A 20744-nucleotide genomic window follows, 5' to 3' on the forward strand; every position below is an offset into this window, starting at 1 on the left:
AAGAAAGAAGGCGTTTTTATGGCTGATGTTTTGTCTCCTAAACGTCGTCTGTGGATGGCTGCCGTTCTAGGTTCCCTTGCGGCTTTTGGTCCGCTGACGATTGATATGTATCTTCCAAGCTTTCCATCTATATCTGATGATCTGCAGACAAGCGCCTCCCTCGTACAGCTTAGCCTGACGGCCTGTCTTCTCGGCCTGGCTGTAGGACAGCTCGTGATGGGACCTATGAGCGATGTACGCGGCAGAAAAGGACCTCTTTTGGGAGCTTTAGCTGCTTTTTTTGTGGCTTCCATCCTCTGTGCTGTCGCCCCTACTATTTGGGTGCTTATCATCTGCCGGTTTATCCAGGGCTTTGCCGCTTCAGCAGGAATTGTTATCTCCCGGGCCATCGTACGCGATTTATTCCAGGGAAAAGAATTAACAAAGTTTTTTGCTCTCTTGATGCTTGTGAACGGACTGGCTCCTATTTTAGCTCCCGTCTTCGGAGGCATCATTCTGGAATTTACAATATGGAATGGTATTTTTATCGTATTAAGTGCCGTATCAATAATCATGTTTGCAACAGTCGTCTGGGGCCTGCCGGAAACGCTTCCTGTCGAAAGCCGGTCTAAGAGCAACATCGGCCAGACAATCCGGACGTTCGGATCGCTCATGAAAGACCGGGCCTTTACTGGATATTCTCTTGCGCAGGGATTTAAGATGGCCGGCATATTTGCCTATGTGTCGGGTACTCCGTTTATTTATCAGGGAATTTACGGAGTCTCCCCTACCACCTTCAGCTTACTGTTCGGGATGAACGGTATCGGCTTAATTATTGGAACGCAGGTCGTTGGCCGCCTTGCCGGTATTGTGCCCGAAAAAAAGCTGCTTTCCATAGGCCTTGTCCTTACTTTTGCAGCCAGTACCGTTTTGTTGGTAATGACATTAATAGAAGCTCCGTTAATCGGAATTGTTATTCCTATTTTTATTATTGTATTCTGTGTCGGCATTATTGCTACCACCTCGTTTTCGCTTGCAATGGAAACGCAGGGACACCGTGCCGGAAGCGCTTCGGCTCTGCTGGGCCTTCTTCCCTTTATTCTCGGGGCAGCAGCCGCTCCTTTGGTAGGAATTGCCGGCGAAGATACGGCTGTCCCTATGGGAGTTGTTATCTTTACCGCTGACGGATTAGCTCTGCTTGCTTATTTACTGCTCGTTAGAGATAGAAAATCAGACAACCAGGAACCTTCCCCCTCTTAAAAGGGAAAGGTTCTTTTTTATGCTTTTTTAATAGAAAATCTCAAAAGTCTTGGTACATATGCTGTTAATACGAGGGAACGCGACAGGGAAAATAAAATAAAAGCCAGCCACAGTCCATCATTTCCTAAAATAGGCTTCGCTATCCCGAGTACTACAAAAAAGACTATCATCGAATAAATAAGTGAATTTCGGACTGGAGCCGTCTGCGTCGCTCCAATAAAAATGCCGTACAGCTGCAGGCCGGCAAATCCGGCGGCTGGGAACCATATGATCCAGCTGCTGTATTCCACCGCCGCTGCCTGAACTTCATCGATAGAGGTAAACCACCCAACTATGAAAGGTCCGGCAGCCAGCATCACCATAGTTATAACAACGGCAATTGCAGCAGACCATCCCATTCCTATTTTCACAGCCCGGTGCAGCAGTAATTTATCCTGACGCCCTATGGCCCGGCCGGAAGTAATACTGCCGGCATTTGAAAGACCGTCAAAAAAGTAGGTCATAATAAAATGGATTTGAAATAAAATCGCATTTGCTGCAAGGATAACTTCCCCAAATGCAGCTCCAGAGGAAGTAAACCAGGCAAATACACCCAGCAGGCATATTGTTCGAATAAATAAATCGCGGTTCACGCGCAGCATGTGCAGCAGTGGTTCTTTTTTCCATAAGATGCCGGAGCGAAAGAAAGAAAAAGGCATACGGATTTTCCATAAAACATAGCTCAGACCAACTGCAGCAGCCGTCACTTCAGCAATCAGCGTCGCAAGGCCGACGCCTGCAGCTCCCATATCTATATAGAACACAAACAAAATGTCCAGCCCCATATTAAGTATATTGGCTCCGAGCTGCAGCAGAAGCGCAATATTCACTTTTGAACTTCCTACGAGCCAGCCGATAACCACATACTGCATCAGTGCAAACGGCGCTCCCCATATACGAAAGCTGAAGTAGGCCTCTGCCTGCTCCGCCACCTGGGCCGGAGGCTGTATGAACGCAAAAGCCGCCTCTTTGATAGGAATTTGAAATAGAATAAACAGAGAACCAATCAAAGCTGCCAGAAGCAGCGGACGGGCAAACAGTATATTCATGTCCAAAGCAGAGCTTCTCCCTGCCGCCTGGGCAGTAAATCCCGAAGTGCTGACCCGCAGGAATCCAAAAAGCCAGTACAGCGTATTAAAAATCAGAGCGGCAACCGCTACGCCGCCAAGATAATGGGGCGAATCCAGATAACCTACTACTGCGGTATCCACCGCTCCAAGAACCGGGGTCGTAATCGTTGCCAGAGTTAAAGGAAGGGCGAGCGCTAGAAAATGCCTGTGTGTCCCTTCCTGGTATGTTCTTTTTTTCATTGATTGGTCTTCTCCCATTTTCTTTTGTGAACACACCATTTCATACCAAAAGAAAACGGCGGGTCGTGTTGATTAAATCGTACGCATCATCGTTTGTCAATTGTTAAACTTCTACTGCTTTAAGGAATAACCAGCATCCCCTGCTCATTAAAATCCCAGTCTTCCCCGTAGGCCACTTCCCATATAAATCCATCCGGGTCTTTAAAATAGCCGCTGTACCCTCCCCAAGTCTGTACTACTGCCTTTTTTACAACAATGGCTCCTGCCTCTTCCGCCCGGCTGAGCATAGCATCGACCTCTTCTTTAGAAGTTGTATTATGAGCAAGTGTAAAACGGGGAAATCCTTCTGAAGTAACGTCCGCCGCTTCTCCGATTTCTTTTTGTAGATTTTCCAATGGAAAAAGCTCCAGCCTGGATCCCCCATTATTAAAAAATACTATAGCCGGTTTCTGCCCTTCTGCTGTTGTTTCAAAACCCAGACCGTCCCGGTAAAAAGCCAGGGAGGTTTCGATATTTCTCACTCCCAGACAAATTAAGTGAATACTGTTCATTTTGTTCCCCTCCTTCTTTATGGTATTGTTTTCTTTTTTTACGATCAGTCTTCCTGCTTTTATTTTTGTTCTTTATTAAGAATGGAAATCGTGGTACAGTTTTTTACATACATTTACTCATACAGGAGGAGAACCCGGTGCCGCGAAAAAAACTGGCTCTTATTCAATTTTCACGCGCTTTAGTCCCGTTGATGGTCGTAACGTTTCATGCTGCCGCCAGCGTTATGTATTACTTTGATTTTGATTTTCTGGGGCTTTCCGTTTATCCGCTGTCCGGCGGAGTGAACTACTTTTTTACATTAACCGGGTTTATGGTGTTTTATATTTATTATAAAAAACTGGCCCATCCTGAAGAACTTCGTCCCTATTTACTGCAGCGGTTCATCCGTATTTATCCGTTGTACTGGATTTTATCTTTTTTATGGCTGATGGTCGTTATTCTTCTGCCTGCGCATTTTGGCGTGGGACATGAAACGGAAGCCGCCACATTATGGTATTCGCTGCTTCTGCTGCCAAGCAGCCAGGCGCTGGATCCTATTCTTCTAGTCGCGTGGTCTCTTATTCATACGGTGTTGTTTTATGCGGTGTTTGCCCTTCTGTTTTTAAAAAAGCAGCGACTCATCAAGGGGTTCTTTGTGATTTGGATGGCCGGGTCTTTATTGTATGCACTCGGGTTTGTTCCAGGTGAACAGGAACTTGTTTACTTTGCATTCAGCCAGTATAACCTCATGTTTGCCGCTGGAATAGCCAGCGCCTGGCTTTTGCTCCGTGCCCCTTTTCCAGCCGGGGTTGGATGGCTGCTTACGGCTGCCGGGCTGGCTGGGTTTCCGCTCACCTGGGCGAACTATCATTACGAATGGCTGCCTTTGGCTTTTGACTTAACAACAGGAGCCGCTTCTGTGCTGCTTCTCCTTGGTCTGGGTTCCATTGATCTTCGAAAAGACATTTATCTTCCCCGGGCTCTGGATTACCTGGGAAGAGCGGCGTTTTCTATCTACCTGTCCCATCTTGTCCTGCTGGATGTATTTTCTGAACTGTTTGCTGCCTTTTCCTTGTTCGACCTTTTAGGAGGATGGGTGACTACTCTTCTTTTTATCCTGCTCTCCTCAGCAGGAGGATGTCTCGTTTACTCCTATATGGAACGTCCTCTGACAAGCTATTTGAAAAAAAGACTGATTACAAAACCGGCTCCTTTAACGGACCGCAGTGTTCAACAGCCGCGTACCTCTGCTAAATAAATGCAAAAAAAGACTCCGACCTGCAGTCCAGGCGGAGTCTCTTTTTAAAATATGCCGAATCGTTTTTTCTTTTTCTTTTTTTCAAATGGCTCCGGCTGATCAAGTCCTACCGGCTGGTCATCAAAAATAGCGGCCGCGTTTTCCTTAAACATATTGCTTACTTCCGGGCCGAATACGTCATCTATGTGAGCATAGGCTTCTGCTAAAGCAAACGGGCGGTGGTCCACGCCGTGCGCATCGGAAGAAATAATATGGGCCAGATTATGCTCAATCAGCGTTTCACAGAACTGCTGGGACGCTTTACCCCCTTTTCCGGAAAGAGCCTCCGCGGTAATCTGGGTAATGGCTCCATTTGTTACGATATCAAACAGCTTTCCAGGCTCCGACACAAACGTCTTGTTCCGTTCCGGATGGGCAATTAACGGAATGTAACCTGCTACCTGCAGATCATAAAAAAGACGCTTCAAATAAGAAGGAACTTCCACCGAAGATAGTTCAATTAATAAATAACGGCTGTCGTTTAAGGTAAGCGCAGTTCCTTTTTTCAATTCATCCAGAATATCGCCATTAATACGGATTTCCTGTCCCGGCTTTACTTCAAGCGGCACTTCTTCGTATTCGAGCAGGTCATTTAGTTCCTGGACTTTGCTGCGGATCATATCTCCACTGTTCGTAAACATGCCGTTCCGGTGGTGAGGGGTGGCTACTATAGATTCCACGCCTGCCTCTACCGCCGAGCGGGCCAGCGCAACAGAATCCTCCATTGTTTTCGGTCCGTCATCTATACCATGTAAAATGTGGGTATGCAGATCAATCATAGGTGCTGACTCCTTTACTTCATAGTATTCATCGCTCGTTACATTATAGCAGAAACATAGATAGAAGAAATTTTCTCCTTTTACTATTTTCTTTTCAGATTAGCAGCCATCAGGGATGGCAGAACGGATTCAGAAAAAAAGATCCTTCCGGCAATAACTGCATGGCGTAAAGAACCTTATATCATCATAAATTCTCCACTTCCCCTGAGTAAAACCCTGTATATTTTTATTCCTTTCCAATATGTTAAACAATTCAAAACATTTCGTTACATTATGTCTAATGTCTCTGCTGGCTTTATTCTGTAAAATTTACGCTATATCCTTTTTCAGCCTATAGAAATGAGGGATCACATGACAGTGAACAGTTCGTATCATACTAACAATAAACGATTAACAAACCGTATTCATACCCTTTCACAAATTGGAAAAATTCAGGAAACCGGCGTACGCCGTCTGGCTCATTCTCCAGAAGATGTGGAGGGCATGGAACTGGTAAAATCGTGGATGGAAGATGCCGGTCTTGAAGCAAGAATAGATCATTTCGGCAATCTGATTGGACGCTGGGAAGGAACAGATCCCCAGGCTCCCGTGCTTCTGCTGGGCTCCCATATTGACAGCCAGCCCTACGGCGGCCGGTTTGACGGGCCAATCGGCGTGCTTGGGGCGTTGGAAAGTGTGCAGACATTGATGGAAGATGGCATGACACCTTCCCATCCTGTGGAAGTCATCGCGTTCGCTGATGAGGAGGGTGCCCGTTTTAATAAAGGATTGTTTGGCTCCCGCGGTATTTTAGGTGAAGTAACCGAAGAAGAACTGGAGCGCACCGATGAAAATGGAATATCACGCCGGGAGGCTCTGCTCCGCATGGACTGTGATCCGTCTCAGTTCAGCTCTTCTGTTTATCCACCGGGTTCTATTCGCGCTTATCTTGAGATGCACATCGAACAGGGACCTGTTTTGGAAGAAAAAAACGAACCAATTGGCATTGTCACCGGCATTTCCGGCCCTCTCTGGCTCACGGCTACGCTTACCGGATTCGCCGGACACGCAGGCTCTGTGCCCATGCACCTGCGAAAAGATGCCCTTCTTGGCGCCTCGGAAGCTGTGACGGCTCTGCATGCCATTGTATCCGAACATTCTCCAGCGCCAACGGTTGGAACCGTTGGAAACATGACCATTTTTCCAAATTCACGCAATATTATTCCAGAATCCGTCTCCTTCACTATTGATCTGCGCGACATCGACCTGGACCGCCGCAATGCCTGTGAAAAAAAACTGATGGAAGAACTTCAGGCAATATGCACACGGCGGGGCCTTGAGCTTGACCTGCAGGAGGATACGAGAAGCGATCCCCGTTACTGCGCGGACTGGATCATGGATTATATGAAAGAGGAAGCTTCTAATATGGGAGCGGCGGGCATTCCACACCTCATGAGCGGCCCCTTTCATGACGCTCTCCCCATTTCCCAGGTATGTGACTACGGAATGATCTTTGTACGCTCCGAAAACGGCATCAGCCACAATCCGGCGGAATTCAGTACGGATGAGGACATTGCCGCCGGCACCGAATTATACTATCGAACGGTGAAACGTATGCTTCAGACATAAAGAAAGATGCCGGATTTTCTCCGGCACCTTTCTTTTTTATTTTTGCATGAGGTCAATGGTAAAGCCTGACTTCTTTTCTTTTAATGCTTCCGGCACTGTATCTGTCCACTCCGCCAGTTCGGCGTTGGACGGATACCTGCCTTTAAGGCGGCACTCATTGCCAACAAATGTAAGAGGCAGAGCATCTACGCCTTCTTTTTGAAGAATCTGCTGCACGTCCTTGTTTTCGATAAAAGCCTGCGGCTCCGCGCTCAAGTTGTACCGCTCAATCTCCGCTTTATCCTGCAGCATATAAAGAGCTGTGGCAACTCTTGTCAGCTCCGGATCGGTTGTCGGCCCGCACACTCCTGTAGAGCAGCACATAGAAGGATCATACATTTTTATCGATGTCATGATACCATCTCCTCTCTTTTATTTTCCAGTATCAGCAAATGTCTGCAGACGGCCGCCAATTTCATCGCGTACCCGCTGGAAAAACTGCCATTTTTCTTCTTCTGTTCCCGTCGCTTTGGCCGGATCATCAAATCCCCAGTGTTCGCGCTTCACATGAGGTGGTGTCATCGGACAGCGGTCCGCTGCGTCCCCGCATAAGGTTACAACAAGATCTGCGTTGTTTAACACGGTCGTATCAATCATATCAGACGTCTGTCCGGAAATATCAATGTTCACTTCGTTCATAGCTTTTACCGCATTGGGATTTAGGCCGTGCGCTTCAATTCCTGCACTTTTTACCTCCCATTCACTGCCGAGCAGTTCTTTTCCCCAGCCTTCTGCCATCTGGCTCCGGCATGAATTACCTGTACATAGAAAATATAATGTCTTTTTTTCCACTTTTTTTCTCTCCTTCAATTATAAAATAAGGGCCAGCCATAAATAAAGGCCGATCAACGTAATAAGCAAGGTCGGAATGGTTAGTATAATTCCAACTTTGAAGTAGTAGCCCCAGCTGATTTTAAAGCCTTTCTGCTTTAATACATGAAGCCACAAGAGCGTAGCTAAAGAACCGATCGGCGTGATTTTCGGACCTAAATCCGACCCAATAACATTGGCATAAATCAGCGCTTCCCGAATATTCGCTGAGGTGGCCGTCTCCTGTATCGCAAGCGCATTAATAAGTACTGTCGGCATGTTGTTCATGACCGATGACAATATGGCTGCGATAAAGCCCATGCTAATCGTCGCCGCAAACATGCCGTGTTCTGCTGTCCACTGAATTCCCTCGGCAAGAACACCGGTCAGACCGGCATTACGAAGGCCGTAAACGACCACATACATACCAATCGAAAAGAATACAATCGCCCACGGGGCTCCCTTTACGACGGTTACTGTATTAACAGCTTCGCTTTTTCTTGCCACGAGAAGAAATACAATCGCAATCACGCCGGCAATAAGAGATACCGGAATTTCCAGAAACTCACTTCCAAAATAACCAATCAGCAGCAGGCCGAGAATCAGCCAGGAAAGCCGAAACATTTTTGCGTCTTTTACTGCATCTGCCGGCCGCTTCAAATCAGCTACTTCATAACGCTCCGGCAGATCTTTTCTAAAATAAATCCAGAGAACAAGAATACTGGCTCCCAGACTGAAGAAGTTTGGAACGATCATCCGGGTCGCGTACTCTACAAACCCGATACCAAATACGTCCGCCGATACAATATTCACCAGGTTACTTACGATCAGCGGCAGGGATGTGGCATCTGCAATAAATCCGCTTGCCATAATAAAAGGCATAATCATTTTTTCTTTAAAGTGAAGATTACGAACCATTGCCAGTACAATTGGCGTTAGAATCAAGGCAGCTCCGTCATTGGCAAATAAAGCAGCCACTACAGAACCGAGAAGCATAATGTAAATAAACATGCGCAGCCCGCTGCCTTTAGCAAGCCGTGCCATATGAAGCGCGGACCATTCGAAAAATCCTATTTCGTCTAAAATAAGTGAAATGATAATAAGAGCAACAAACGTTAATGTGGCGTTCCATACGATGCCGGTGACATCCTGTACATCCTGAAAAGAAACAATCCCGATCAATAAAGCAATAATAGCTCCCCCGCACGCCGACCAGCCAATTCCCAATCCTTTCGGCTGCCAGATAACCAGCGTCAGCGTAACAAGAAAGATAATACTCGCAAGCCATACTTCCATCGTCTCAAACACTCCCTGATATTATTCGCAGCAGCTGATGCGTTTGCCTGCTGCAATGAGTTCTTCTAAATGGTGATTTTGATCAGGAACGTATTCAAGCATATCCTTCACTAAATCATATCCTTCAAATGAAGAATTTAACGAATATACAATCCACTGGCCTCTGCGGTGTTCTTTTACCATGCCGACGTCTTTCATTTTGCGGACATGCTGGCTCACAGAAGGCTGGCTCATCTCAAAAATTTCTACAAATTCACACACACAGCAGTCATGGTCGGCAAGAAGACGAAGCATCGTCAGTCTTGTCTTATCGCCCATGAGTTTCAAAATAACGGCGGTTCGTTCTATTTCCAACAGGTTTTTTGTTTCCATAAATTCTTCCCCTTTCTAAACACTCTGTATAGAAGCTGCTGCGGCACCGGCTGGTTTCCAGGGAATCAGGACGGCTCGTTCTGCGAGTTCGGTGTTCACTTTATGAATCCACTTGTATTCCGACGCGCTGCGTCCCTGCAGCACGGGATCTTTTGTACCGGAGCCATACAGGCTTTGATTAATAACCCACCATTGCGGCTGAATGGAAGCCCGCTTGAGGTCTTCCTGAAGCCTTTCTGCTTCGAGCACAGGTGTTGCTTCCGGAAGCGTCACGACGGCTACAAAGGTTTCCAGCGGATTCCGAAGCCTCGGCAGAAGATGGCTGACTGCTTTATTAACAGAGCCGCTGCTTCTTTCCACCTCTTTTTCATAAGAGCCTGCGGAGTCAAGCAGCAAAAGCGTATGGCCGGTCGGCGCTGTATCAATAATGACAAATTCATCATCCGCCTGCTCTACTACTTCGGCAAATGCCTGAAAGACAGCTATTTCTTCGGTACACGGCGATTCCAGATCTTCTTTAATATAGGCTAATTCTTCTTCTGACAACTCTTGTTTTACATCAGCCAGCACTTTGTTTTTATAATCAGCCACCACCTGTTTTGGATCAATACTGCTGATTTTTAATTTGTCTTTCATCTCTGGCGTAAGCCCGGCATAGGATAAATGATTGGCCGGATCCGTCGTTGTTAAATGGACACGCAGTCCTTTTTTCACCAGCCCCATCGCTACGGAAGCGGCTACGGTTGTTTTGCCGACCCCGCCTTTTCCCATCGTCATAAAAACACCCTTTTCAAGCGGTGCCAGTTTTTCCACAATGGTAGACAGGGAAGGGAGCTCAAGAGGCGGCCGTTCTTTTTCAGCGTCTGCCGGCGGTATGGTTTCCTCTTCCCAAAGACGACGCAAAGAGTCCATCCCGGTTAAATGAAACCCAAAGAGCGGAAGGTAATAACGCTGTTTATCTGTGAAAAATGCCGGCATTGCCTCTAGAGCTTTCTGCTGGCCCTGTTCGAGCTGCACGGCCGTTTCGTCTTCTGTGCTGCGCTCAAACAATCCGTTCACGATAAGCGTCTGGTTCACAATTCCAATCTCCTGAAGCTCGTGTCCTGCCCTTTCCGCTTCTTTTAAGGAGGAGGTGTCCGGTCTGGCCACCAGAATGAGTGACGTTTGTTCCCGATCCGATAATGTATGAAGAGCTTCCTGGTACAGTTCTTTCTTCGCCTCGAGTCCCGAAAGCGGCCCAAGGCAGGAAGCACCGTGATCGCTTGTTTCCAGGAAAGAAGACCAGGCGAGCGGCAGCTGCAGGAGACGCAGCGTATGGCCGGTTGGTGCGGTATCAAACAAAACAAAGTCATAGGTTTCTGCAACCGGCTTATCGGTAAGCAGGTGCGAGAATTCGTCAAACGCAGCAATTTCTGTTGTGCAGGCTCCGGAAAGCTGCTCTTCCATATTGGCAATAGCATCTTCCGGGAGAAGCCCCCGGTACGGACCGACTACTGAATTCCGGTATGTTTCAGCGGCCTCTTCCGGATCGAGATTGATCGCATGCAGTCCTGATACAGAAGCAATGGCTGTAGCTGTCTGACCGATTTCCTGCTCAAACACATCCTGCAGATTCGAAGCAGGATCGGTACTTACGAGCAGCACATTTTTCCCGCTGTCCGCTAAAGAGGTACCGATAGCGCAGGCTGTCGTTGTTTTGCCTACGCCGCCTTTGCCGGTAAAAAATAAATAGCGGGTGCTGCCTAGACTTTCTGCCTGTAATCGTTCCACTAATATCACTCCATCAGTATATAACTATTTGCTTATATACTAATAGAAGAAAATTTGTGTGTCAACAGCGGCTGTATAGAAAAAACAGGAGAAAACCACCGGGTCTCCTCCTGTTTACACTTCTTTTATTATTTTTTATTCGACTGCGTGAGCTGCAGTTTCTTTTCCAAAAAGTAGGCACTGTAAACGCCCAGCACCGCGAAACATGTCCATATCCAGGCGTGCAGACTGAAAGAAGCAATACCGCTGAAATAAGATCCAACGTTTGCTCCAAAGGAAATGCCGGCTCCATATCCCATCAGCAGGCCGCCTCCTAGAGCGACGAGCACAATCCGCAGAGGAATCCGCTCAAAACGCACAAGTCCTCCGATCGTCATCGTTAGAAACGTGCCCGTAATAACTCCCAGATTCAGCACACTGGTGCCATCCATAAATATCGTCTGCCGCAGTGCAGCCAGACGGTCCTGAGCGACCCAGTACGACCACTGCTCTACATTTATGCCCGTTAATTCCACCAATTGGGATCCCCATAAAATAAAAGCAGCCGTCAGCTTCCATGGCTCCCCCTGAACCATCAGGGCCGCCGCATTTAATACGGCCAGCAAAAGCGCTCCGACCCACAAAGGCCACGAGCCGAAAAATATTTTTCTCCACCCGACCGCGGCCGGAAGAGCAGGGAGCACGGGCGGCCTTTTTCTTTTCTTGTACATGTAGGATCCAGCCGCTACCACTGCAAAGACAGCCAGCGATAGCAGCCAGGCACCCACATACCCGAGTCCAGTATCAGCGGCAAGCGAGATATCCGGCCCGGAAGGAAGGGTGTCATTCCAAAATCCAAAATGGGAAGCGCTGAGTACAGCCCCCGTTAGAAATCCAAGGAGGGTGCACATCATAGCGGACCGGCCGCCTTCTGCTTTGTATAAAGAAGAAGGTGCCATCCCGCTTCCCATCTCCATGCCGAACCCAAATATAAACGATCCGACCACAAGCCCAACACTAAGAGCAGATACCGCTCCCTGAGGAGTAGCATTAAACCATCCAAGATCAAACATAAAAATGGGCATGAACAGCGTAGCTGCGATCGCCAGCATAAGCATATGGGCGCGCAGCATCTGTGTATTGCCGCTCTCGACAATTTCCCGGTAGACCGCAGAAAATCCAAACCGAGCATGAAACAATGTAAATCCTATCCCTGTTCCGATCCAAAACAACAATACAAGCGACCAGCCGGAATAAAAATAAGCAAAGTATGTAAGTACAAGTGCCGCAGCGAGTCCGATTATTGTTAATATATTCTGCGGATCCTTCAATTCAATCCCCGATGAAGATGGTTTCTTTTTCTCTTCCTGTGACACATAATCCCCCCTTTATTACAGTATACCTAACTAACCTTCTTACCCTTTTTTAGAAGGCTTATAACAATTATCAGCTGAATTGGAAAAGGAGTTTTTACATGAAAAGGGAATTATAGTGGAGACACGTTTTATTCCCAAAGGAGAGAAAAAATAATGAAGACGATTTTTATAACAGGAGCATCATCAGGGATTGGAAAAGCAACGGCCGTTTACTTTGCGGAAAAAGGCTGGAACGTAGCTGCGACAATGCGTTCTCCGGAAAAGGAAGAGGAGCTGCAGAAGTATCCTTCTATCAAGCTGTTCTGTCTTGATGTTGAGAAAAAGGAAACGATAACGCAGGCCGTACAAGATGCCCTGCTAAAATTCGGTACAATAGATGTTCTTTTAAATAATGCAGGCTATGGATCGACCGGCATATTTGAGGCGGCTGACGACCGCGAGATCCGTCGTCAGTTTGACGTGAATGTATTTGGGTTAATGGATGTCACTAAAGCGCTCCTGCCCCATTTCCGTTCGCAGCAGGACGGCCTGATTATGAATGTAACATCGGCAGGGGGCCGTGTTGTGCTTCCGATTACCTCTCTTTACCATGCCACGAAATTTGCCGTCGAAGGATTTACAGAATCGCTGGCATTTGAGTTAAATTCCCAGGGCATCCGGGTGAAACTAATCGAGCCGGGCGTCGTGCTGACCGACTTCAGTGGCAGATCTATGGCTTTTTTTGAAGACGACAGCCTGGAAGATTATAAAACCTACAGCCGCGATCTGCTGCAGAAAATGAAACAGCTGTCGAGCGGAGGGTTCCCCCCTGAAATTGCAGCGCAGGAAATTTATCAGGCAGCGATAGACGAAAGCAATCAGCTTCGTTACGTTATTGGAGAAGACGCCGAGGAGTTTATTGCTTTGAAAGAGCGGGAAGGGGCGGAGGCCTACTTCCAGAAAGTGCAGCAGATGTTTTCCTGAAAACGAGGCGGTTATTCAAAACATTCTTTTATATCTTTTTTTATTTCTATAGTATACTGTGTCACGAGACTTCAGTAAAAGGAGAAACCACATGAAAATCAATAAACGATATGAACACCTGATCTTCACGTTTTTAATGGCTTTTGGGATGTCCGGTCTCATTTCGCTTATTATGCTTTTGGTTAACAACGGCTTTCAGGCATGGTTTCCTTTATGGCTCCGCTCCTGGCTGCTTGCATTTATCGTGGCATTCCCACTCGCTTATTTTCTGCCGCGCGGCATTCGGAAGCTGATGAGCCGTATTGAGTTTACCAGCAAATAAAAGGCATCCTCTCTAGTTGGAGGATGCCTTTGCTCTTTACTGGACCGTTAAACGATATCAAATGATTTCAGCATATCAGAATATTTACTATTCACACGGCCTTTTTTGATATCAATCGAAGCAATAACAAGCCGCTTCTGCTCTTTCGGCTTTTCATTGTCTATAAATGCAAGACCCTGGTCCCAAAGGAAATCATGGATATGCTCTTCGCCATCGACGGGGTCAAATCCCATATCAAAGCAGGCGGCGAGCGTGATTTCGACCAACATCACCAGCTCCTCCTCTTTATCAATACGCAGTACTCTCGTTTGAGATAAAGTCGGTGCCGTTGGATATCCTACTAATTCGTCTCGTTCATACGTTTTTGCTTCCATAGCTATCTTCTCCTTCTGTTGATTCATAGTTTCGATTCCTCATAAGAAGATGATGACTCCTATAAGAGCTTTCATTTGGCTTCCCTGCTGAATAATCTTAAACCAGCTTGGATAACTCCATATACAATAAAAACCTCTTGAATGATTATACCATCCCAAGAGGTTAAATGTTTGTGTAATGGAGCTTCCTACCGGATTTGAACCGGTGACCTCATCCTTACCATTTTCAGCAACCTCTTAGCACTGATACAGTTTAAATGATCTAACGTTGATAGAATAGGGCTCCCCGTGTTCCCTGGTTTATCCAGTTAGCTTGTTTATATGTAGATTGTCTGAATCCGTACCCAATCCGTACCCAATCCGTACCCAAACCAAAGCTTCTTATTCATAAGAAACCCCTCCATTAAACGGAGGGCTTCTTCATATCAATACTTTTAAGATAGCTTTATTGTAGCTTAGTTTAGAATGACTTGCACATTAACGCTATCCTCTTATAAAAAGGCGCAGATTTTTCTGCTTGCTGCAAAATTGTTTAATGAGATTCCTTATCGAGAAAATAGTTAGCTAATGTTGAAATAAAACTTTTTTTATCTCTTTTGTATCCAAAATATTTTTTTAAAAAATCTTCTTTTAAACTCAACATTCCATATTTTGGTCCTACAGATATTATTTTATTATATATATAATTTAATTGATCTTTATCTATTAGGTCAATTTCTACAAATGTGAGATCATTATTAAATTCAGTAAATTCTATATTCATTTCTTTAATGTATAATTCTTGGGCATAAATTAAAAAATTAAGTTTTTTAAAACAGTAATCAAAAGATTGCTCACTAAAATTAAAAATTGTATCTAGATCTTCTATATCGCTAGATTGTATTTCATTTGTAAAGGAGCTGTTAAATAATCCTTTATTTTTTTTAAAATTTATAAGCTGGCTATTAATACTACTTCCAGTAAAATCTGTTGTTATCCTCTTTACTATTTGTCCTGATACACCATATTGTCCTATTTCAATTGATTTCATTAATGATTGTAATAAAACAAACAAAATAAGATTTTTTATTTCCATAGGGATTTCTTTGAAAGTATCTTTTTGGCTTTTTCGTATAGCCCTACTCATGAATAGTTCAATTTCTTTATTAAATGTATTCTCTTTAACTTGTATATTTTCATCATTTAAAATTGGCTTTGTTAGCGAATAAGTGATAACAGTTACCTTGTTCACATTCCCATCCTCTACAGCTTCTTTTAATAAGGTTTGATGAAGTAATATAGGTCCTGTATAACTCATTGCTACTCTACCATTTATCTCATTTATATTTTCTTTCGATATATCATTAATGGTATATAGCATTAATTCAAAAGGAAACTCTTTGTTATTGTAAGCATTTATACAAAGCTCTTCTAAATTTTTAAAATAGGTTTTATATAAATTTGGAACTATTGTTGGTTTTAATAAATTTACTGCGTTTAGAGGGTTTTTACTAGAAAAATGATTTTCCAAACGTAATACATTATAAGATATTTTTAAGTGAAACCTTAGTATAGCGGAATATAAAATTCTAGTATTCTCCGGATTTTCTTTATAATATTGGCTTAAGTATATATTTTTTTCATCCACCTTTTTCTTTTTACCTCGTATAAATAAAGTTTCTAGTAAATGTTCTGGCTCTTCCCCCATTATTGAATTTATATGTTTCTCCCATTCTTGCCTTTGTTCTAATAATAGATCATTTAAATGATTTTCTAGTGAGAAGTTAATATTTTGAAAAGCTGACTCTAAGTTACTATTCATAGATTCAAAAAAAATAGATTTTAACTTATTGGCACAATAATACAAACTTTTTTTATCTTTAGATATTTGCTTCATGTATTTATCGAAAGCTTTTTTTTCGTGAATGCTATTTAGAGAATTACTCACTATTTTATAAAAGTAATACAGGGTACAAAATATTAATATAATCCAAATATTAATAACAGTGGATGTCGCTGTGTGTAATTCTCCTTGAGTGTTAGCATATTGATTTAACAAAAAAGAAATTATATTTCCATAAATTAATACAGTTGGTGTGCAAGTCATAAACATAGTGAGGTGAAAACTATTTTCTCTTCTAGCAGATAAACTTATTTGCTCTCTATATGTAAAGTAAAAAAATGCTGCAACTATTGGAATTGAAAATATAAAAGCTCTGTTTATAAATTCGTTTATTTCTTTAAAAAAAGAAAATCTTGTATTGTTTTCTATCAAATATTCATTGTTAATTGGGTAATTCAATTCAAAACATCCATCAATTATTATTGTTAAAATTGCTATAAAGCTCAATATAATTAAAATAAAGTAATAAGCATAATAATTAGTAATCTCTTTTTTCAAATTCATTAAGCATGCTCTTAATGAATACCAAAATATAAATATCCATTTAAATATTTTTTCCATGAAATCATTTCCTCTATTTTATAAAATAAAAAGAGGACTTATAAAGTCCTCTTTAAGATGAAGCAAAACCTCTAAAGTACCTGATCATACTATCAATCTCGATTTTATTGTTAGAGTTTTGAGTGGGAGATAATCCTTCTCTAGCTTCTTTCCAAGGAGGCTCCTGATGAGTCATTTCCTCTAATTCTTTTGCATCATAATGTCCATAAGCATTCCAAACTGCATCTAATAGCTCTCGATGTTCAGATTTTATTTTTTTTATTTCTTTTGGATTGAATTCATTAATCGGTTGGTATCCATAGTCCCTGAAATGTTTGTACACGTCCGAAACTACAGGCCCGTGCACCCAAGCTTCAATCTCTTCATTAAACATAGAGTCACCTTTTATAGCACTATTCCAAGCTTGAGCATAGTATAGCAATTTTTGTAATTTAAGAGGAGACACTTGAGTATCACGCTTTCCGCCATTTGCACCTTTAGACAAAAAGTAATTCGCAACACTAAGAGCGTTTGTCATACTAAATCCTCCTTATTTAAAATTCAATTTTTTGCATGTTTTTTTGTTTAGGTTACGTAGATTTTATATAAAATCGAAGAAATGTAATACTTCTTATTTATATTTTACCCCATTTCACTACGTTTTAATACAACAGAAGCGATAAAAGCTAGCTTTAATTTGTTAATAAAATCTGTAACAAAAATTAAAACTATATTTGAAACACCTTTTGATCTCTTTACTGGACACTGTACAATCCAATAAAGAGGTTTTATTTTATTAACCATAAAATATTGAAAACAGAAATCAACCAAACTGTTAAATTCTTATTTGAAATACCTCAAAGTTATCTTTATCTTTATAGAAATATTACTTAAAATCACCTAATAATTAGGAGGACGATCTCATGCATTTTGTCGAAATAGAACACTATTTTACTTATATAGAAACTCAGCAGGGCGTAATGACTGTTTCAACAGATTGGGAAATGAAGCTTGCTTATTGGAAAGACGAATATCACGGTGCAGCCACTACTTCAAAAAATCATTCGAAAGTAAATTGGAGGAATTTAAAAACAGCTGATCTTGAAGAAGCTAAAAAAGTGCTTTATAAATTATGTGAAAGACAATCTTAATTTTAAATGGAGGCAAATTAATAAGCATGGAAAGAGGTACTGAAATGATTCGTAACCTTTTAATAGGCTTTAAAAATTACTACCGACCAAGAACTAATATAACTCCAACTACACAAAAAGAAGATTATCATATGTATTTATTAGCGGACAGTGGCTTTATAGAGTCCAAAATTAAAAAAACTAAATTCAGCTTACCCATCTACACCAATTTAATGATTACCTCAATAGGCCATGACTTTCTAGAAGCAGCAGAAAGCGATACTGTTTAGAATAAAGCTAAAGAGTCTATAAGAGTTAGGGAACGTGCCTATAGACGTGCTAACAGAATATCTTAAAATAGAAATGAAAAAACACTTCGGGATTTAACGTTAGAGTAACAATTTCTCACTCAAAAAATCAGCAGCTCACCAGCTGCTGATTTCTTAACTTATCGTTATTATTTCAGTAAATTCATTATTCAAGCATCCTCATACTGCTCGATGACTAAAGTCGCTTAAGATACACTCTTATTTGATAACTAAGCGAGACAGCTTTCAATATTGAATATTTGTGCAAAATCATTAACCAATTGTCTCTTTCAACTCGCTATGAATATCTTCTGAAAGACACATAAGTTCACTCGGTATATGAACATTTAAACTTTCTAAAAACTTTTTTTCTTTTTCTTCTTCTTCTTTCAAATACTCAGCCATTTTTAATGCAATATATTCGATTCTTTTAGGTACCATAGGGACACTAGAGTTTAAATATTTACTATACTCTTCCATTATCGCATTATGAGTTTCTAAAGAAGCTATTTGTGTATCAGTTGCAGCTAAAAACAAATAGTAGGGATGACTTTTTAAATTCTTTAAATAATATTGACCCGCTGGGCCCAACATTAAAAAATCATCTTTTGATATGCTATTTATTAAGCCTTTTGAGTTATTTAATGCACCAAATGTTTGCAGTGATTTACATATTTCCATAAATGTTGGTAAATCTTTAACTAGATTACTAAAGATTTCATCATACATAACTTTAACATTAAAATAACCTGCTGGATTAGTGCTTATTTTATTATGGAGTTTTGATTGAGCATATTTTAATATTCTTAATTTCGTAAAATGAGAATAAAAACCATCATCTTCTACTTCAAAAATATTTTTTATTTCAGACTTTTGACTCTCATAATGAGTTCTATTTCTAAGAGCCATCCCTAAAAGTATTTCGTTTTTATCGAGCTTTAAAAAACTTTTATGTTTTTGTGCATACATACCTGCTGAAATTAATAAATTATCAAAATTTATGCTACTAGAAGAAATAACAGCTTTGAATAACTGCAAGCAATCTCTTAAATCTTTATTTGATAACATTTCTATTAATAGTATATTTTCTTCATCTCCTAGAAATGTTTGTTTAAGCACTTCTAGAATATCTTGCTTTTTCACATTTACAAAACTACCTTTTTGATTTTCGATTTTAAAAGTTTCGCCTTCAGGTGTCTTACTTTTAAGATACTTAAGCCTTTTTGCTAAAACATTAGTAAACCTAGGAGCTGGCACATGAAAGATTTCTATATCTGAAAAATTAAACTTTTTGTTATCTTTATTCTCATAAAATACTTCTTCTCTCATTGAAAAAAGTATGGTGGTATGTAAATTTTCTCTGTACGCATTAGCGCTTTTAAATACTCTTGTTTGTACTTCATTTTCTAATTGATCCACATTATCATACACTAAACTAGTGGACATACCTAATGATTTTAAATATTCATATATTCTTTTTACCGTATGTTTTTTATCTTGACTCCATTTTCTAATTAAATCGGCTTTAGCGCTTTGCTTTTCTCCTTCTGTAGGATAAAAAGATATAAATCCACTTGATTTTTTTAAATCTTCACTATAAATAGCTTCTAAAACTTTAGGATTAGTGAATAATTCTAAGTTATTGTACTTCTCAAAAAGTTGATCCTCTATTTCTGATAAGATAAACTCATCTATCTCTATAGCTTCTTCGTTCAGTTTCTTAAAATCTAGGTAAAGCCAAACTAAATGCTGCCTCTGCTCTTCTTTAATAATATAATTAAAGAAACGAAATATAAATGTAGTTTTCCCTACACCCGATCCTCCCAATAACAAAAACATTTTTGTATTTTTAGGAGTAAAGAAGAGTTTCTCAAAAGTTCCAGCAGATTTTTTTGTGGTTTCTATATCTTGAGCCGGCTTTTCAACAGGATAACTCATTAAAGGGGCTCTATCTCTTAAAACAGCTTCAATTTCCTTTTCATATTTAGTATTACTTTCGTTATCACAATAACATTTTCTTAGTAATTCTTCGTCATCAGTTATATTTGAAAAGTAAATATTATGAATTTGTTCAAAATAAGTGGTTATTTGATTTCCAGTTATAATACTGTCTTTGCTGTCTTGCAATGAATTCACTTTGGAATTATAGGTAGGTTTCCCTCTTATTATAGGTGCATCTTCACCATTAGTAATAGTATCGGCTAAGTGTTTTTCTCCTTCTAAATTGGGTGATAGTAAATTATATAGTACTATTAATTGTTCTTCCATATCTTCTATACTAGAAAATAATAGCGTGTCATTAGATTTTATTTTATTTATATTTGGTAAGTATGTAATTGCCATTTGTGTTCCATTACTAACTAAAACTACCTGTACTCTTTTTGTAGCTGCATAGTCTATTCCCTGCTTTATAGCACTGACGAGCTCCGGACTACTCTTTTCTAAAGCAAATAATTTAACACTTTTATTTTTACGAGGCATTTTAAATTCAATTGTGTCTTTTTTTGCTTCAACAATGAATTTATTTTTTCCAGAGTCAAACAAGTAATCATAATAACCTATCTTACTCGCATACTTTTCTCTTTTGATTTGTGTTTCTTCCCACCCGAATACTTCTTTAAATAAAGAATCGATATATTTACTTCTGGTATCCGCTTCACTATTTTCTTCAATACTGTAACTCAAAATACTTTCTTTCCAACTATTAAATTCATTTGAACAATTTTGAAAAAGATAGTTTTTTTTCTCCATTACCATTTCACCACCAAAAAAAGATATTA

Annotated in this window: 20 protein-coding genes; 7 read left to right on the forward strand and 13 right to left on the reverse strand. The window is 41.3% G+C overall.

Going from position 1 to position 20744, the window contains the following annotated elements:
* The first annotated feature begins 18 nt into the window (after positions 1-18).
* Positions 19-1239, forward strand: coding sequence for a multidrug effflux MFS transporter (locus tag ATL39_RS09565; protein WP_120193116.1), 1221 nt, complete (start codon positions 19-21; stop codon positions 1237-1239).
* Between the two features lie 17 nt (positions 1240-1256).
* On the opposite strand, the gene ATL39_RS09570 is transcribed toward ATL39_RS09565, so the two are convergent.
* Complete coding sequence (locus ATL39_RS09570) at positions 1257-2588, reverse strand: MATE family efflux transporter (RefSeq protein WP_120193117.1); 1332 nt, start codon at positions 2586-2588, stop codon at positions 1257-1259.
* 119 nt (positions 2589-2707) lie between these two features.
* Positions 2708-3139 (reverse strand): VOC family protein, encoded by a 432-nt coding sequence (locus ATL39_RS09575; RefSeq protein WP_120193118.1) that lies wholly within the window; start codon positions 3137-3139, stop codon positions 2708-2710.
* A 137-nt stretch (positions 3140-3276) separates the two neighbouring features.
* Here ATL39_RS09575 and ATL39_RS09580 point away from each other — a divergent pair, with 137 nt between their 5' ends.
* Positions 3277-4377, forward strand: coding sequence for an acyltransferase family protein (locus tag ATL39_RS09580; RefSeq protein ID WP_120193119.1), 1101 nt, complete (start codon positions 3277-3279; stop codon positions 4375-4377).
* Between the two features lie 44 nt (positions 4378-4421).
* Here the strand turns inward: ATL39_RS09580 and ATL39_RS09585 are convergent, their stop codons facing one another.
* On the reverse strand, positions 4422-5195 hold the full coding sequence (locus ATL39_RS09585; protein ID WP_120193120.1) for a tyrosine-protein phosphatase: 774 nt from the start codon (positions 5193-5195) through the stop codon (positions 4422-4424).
* A 351-nt stretch (positions 5196-5546) separates the two neighbouring features.
* On the opposite strand from ATL39_RS09585, the gene ATL39_RS09590 reads away from it, so the two are divergent.
* Positions 5547-6803: a M20 family metallo-hydrolase gene (locus ATL39_RS09590; protein ID WP_120193121.1), complete on the forward strand. Its 1257-nt coding sequence runs from the start codon at positions 5547-5549 to the stop codon at positions 6801-6803.
* Positions 6804-6839: 36 nt separating this feature from the next.
* On the opposite strand, the gene arsD is transcribed toward ATL39_RS09590, so the two are convergent.
* The 6 genes from arsD to ATL39_RS09620 form a co-directional block, all read right to left on the reverse strand.
* Entirely contained in the window at positions 6840-7196 is a 357-nt protein-coding gene (arsD, locus tag ATL39_RS09595) for an arsenite efflux transporter metallochaperone ArsD (protein WP_120193122.1), read from the reverse strand.
* An 18-nt stretch (positions 7197-7214) separates the two neighbouring features.
* Entirely contained in the window at positions 7215-7634 is a 420-nt protein-coding gene (gene arsC / locus ATL39_RS09600) for an arsenate reductase (thioredoxin) (protein WP_120193123.1), read from the reverse strand.
* 18 nt (positions 7635-7652) lie between these two features.
* Entirely contained in the window at positions 7653-8948 is a 1296-nt protein-coding gene (locus tag ATL39_RS09605; RefSeq protein WP_120193124.1) for an arsenic transporter, read from the reverse strand.
* Positions 8949-8969: 21 nt separating this feature from the next.
* The gene (locus tag ATL39_RS09610) at positions 8970-9320 is read right to left on the reverse strand and encodes an ArsR/SmtB family transcription factor (RefSeq protein WP_120193125.1); all 351 of its coding nucleotides are present in this window, start codon (positions 9318-9320) and stop codon (positions 8970-8972) included.
* A gap of 15 nt (positions 9321-9335) precedes the next feature.
* Positions 9336-11090 (reverse strand): arsenical pump-driving ATPase, encoded by a 1755-nt coding sequence (gene arsA / locus ATL39_RS09615; RefSeq protein ID WP_120193126.1) that lies wholly within the window; start codon positions 11088-11090, stop codon positions 9336-9338.
* Between the two features lie 128 nt (positions 11091-11218).
* Positions 11219-12445 (reverse strand): YeeE/YedE family protein, encoded by a 1227-nt coding sequence (locus ATL39_RS09620; RefSeq protein WP_245960965.1) that lies wholly within the window; start codon positions 12443-12445, stop codon positions 11219-11221.
* 153 nt (positions 12446-12598) lie between these two features.
* Between ATL39_RS09620 and ATL39_RS09625 the strand changes: the two genes are divergently transcribed.
* Positions 12599-13408, forward strand: a complete 810-nt coding sequence (locus ATL39_RS09625) for an SDR family oxidoreductase (protein ID WP_120193127.1) — start codon at positions 12599-12601, stop codon at positions 13406-13408.
* Between the two features lie 91 nt (positions 13409-13499).
* The gene (locus tag ATL39_RS09630) at positions 13500-13730 is read left to right on the forward strand and encodes a DUF2798 domain-containing protein (RefSeq protein WP_120193128.1); all 231 of its coding nucleotides are present in this window, start codon (positions 13500-13502) and stop codon (positions 13728-13730) included.
* A 47-nt stretch (positions 13731-13777) separates the two neighbouring features.
* Here the strand turns inward: ATL39_RS09630 and ATL39_RS09635 are convergent, their stop codons facing one another.
* The 3 genes from ATL39_RS09635 to ATL39_RS09645 form a co-directional block, all read right to left on the reverse strand.
* On the reverse strand, positions 13778-14104 hold the full coding sequence (locus tag ATL39_RS09635; RefSeq protein WP_120193129.1) for a hypothetical protein: 327 nt from the start codon (positions 14102-14104) through the stop codon (positions 13778-13780).
* Between the two features lie 532 nt (positions 14105-14636).
* Positions 14637-16547: a hypothetical protein gene (locus ATL39_RS09640; RefSeq protein ID WP_120193130.1), complete on the reverse strand. Its 1911-nt coding sequence runs from the start codon at positions 16545-16547 to the stop codon at positions 14637-14639.
* A 52-nt stretch (positions 16548-16599) separates the two neighbouring features.
* Positions 16600-17064 (reverse strand): Panacea domain-containing protein, encoded by a 465-nt coding sequence (locus ATL39_RS09645; RefSeq protein ID WP_120193131.1) that lies wholly within the window; start codon positions 17062-17064, stop codon positions 16600-16602.
* 385 nt (positions 17065-17449) lie between these two features.
* On the opposite strand from ATL39_RS09645, the gene ATL39_RS09650 reads away from it, so the two are divergent.
* Entirely contained in the window at positions 17450-17677 is a 228-nt protein-coding gene (locus tag ATL39_RS09650; protein ID WP_120193132.1) for a hypothetical protein, read from the forward strand.
* Between the two features lie 26 nt (positions 17678-17703).
* On the forward strand, positions 17704-17946 hold the full coding sequence (locus ATL39_RS09655) for a DUF2513 domain-containing protein (RefSeq protein WP_120193133.1): 243 nt from the start codon (positions 17704-17706) through the stop codon (positions 17944-17946).
* 291 nt (positions 17947-18237) lie between these two features.
* Here the strand turns inward: ATL39_RS09655 and ATL39_RS09660 are convergent, their stop codons facing one another.
* Positions 18238-20715: a hypothetical protein gene (locus ATL39_RS09660; RefSeq protein WP_120193134.1), complete on the reverse strand. Its 2478-nt coding sequence runs from the start codon at positions 20713-20715 to the stop codon at positions 18238-18240.
* Positions 20716-20744 lie beyond the last annotated feature (29 nt).

The organism is Sinobaca qinghaiensis, from assembly GCF_003610495.1.
GTDB classification, from domain to species: Bacteria; Bacillota; Bacilli; order Bacillales; family Marinococcaceae; genus Sinobaca; species Sinobaca qinghaiensis.

Coding starts and splice junctions, on each gene's coding strand:
- ATL39_RS09565 (WP_120193116.1), top strand. CDS start 19: ATGGCTGATGTTTTGTCTCCTAAACGTCGTCTGTGGATGGCTGCCGTT.
- ATL39_RS09570 (WP_120193117.1), bottom strand. CDS start 2,588: ATGAAAAAAAGAACATACCAGGAAGGGACACACAGGCATTTTCTAGCG.
- ATL39_RS09575 (WP_120193118.1), bottom strand. CDS start 3,139: ATGAACAGTATTCACTTAATTTGTCTGGGAGTGAGAAATATCGAAACC.
- ATL39_RS09585 (WP_120193120.1), bottom strand. CDS start 5,195: ATGATTGATCTGCATACCCACATTTTACATGGTATAGATGACGGACCG.
- ATL39_RS09590 (WP_120193121.1), top strand. CDS start 5,547: ATGACAGTGAACAGTTCGTATCATACTAACAATAAACGATTAACAAAC.
- arsD (WP_120193122.1), bottom strand. CDS start 7,196: ATGACATCGATAAAAATGTATGATCCTTCTATGTGCTGCTCTACAGGA.
- ATL39_RS09605 (WP_120193124.1), bottom strand. CDS start 8,948: ATGGAAGTATGGCTTGCGAGTATTATCTTTCTTGTTACGCTGACGCTG.
- ATL39_RS09610 (WP_120193125.1), bottom strand. CDS start 9,320: ATGGAAACAAAAAACCTGTTGGAAATAGAACGAACCGCCGTTATTTTG.
- ATL39_RS09625 (WP_120193127.1), top strand. CDS start 12,599: ATGAAGACGATTTTTATAACAGGAGCATCATCAGGGATTGGAAAAGCA.
- ATL39_RS09630 (WP_120193128.1), top strand. CDS start 13,500: ATGAAAATCAATAAACGATATGAACACCTGATCTTCACGTTTTTAATG.
- ATL39_RS09635 (WP_120193129.1), bottom strand. CDS start 14,104: ATGGAAGCAAAAACGTATGAACGAGACGAATTAGTAGGATATCCAACG.
- ATL39_RS09640 (WP_120193130.1), bottom strand. CDS start 16,547: ATGGAAAAAATATTTAAATGGATATTTATATTTTGGTATTCATTAAGA.
- ATL39_RS09645 (WP_120193131.1), bottom strand. CDS start 17,064: ATGACAAACGCTCTTAGTGTTGCGAATTACTTTTTGTCTAAAGGTGCA.
- ATL39_RS09650 (WP_120193132.1), top strand. CDS start 17,450: ATGCATTTTGTCGAAATAGAACACTATTTTACTTATATAGAAACTCAG.
- ATL39_RS09655 (WP_120193133.1), top strand. CDS start 17,704: ATGGAAAGAGGTACTGAAATGATTCGTAACCTTTTAATAGGCTTTAAA.
- ATL39_RS09660 (WP_120193134.1), bottom strand. CDS start 20,715: ATGGAGAAAAAAAACTATCTTTTTCAAAATTGTTCAAATGAATTTAAT.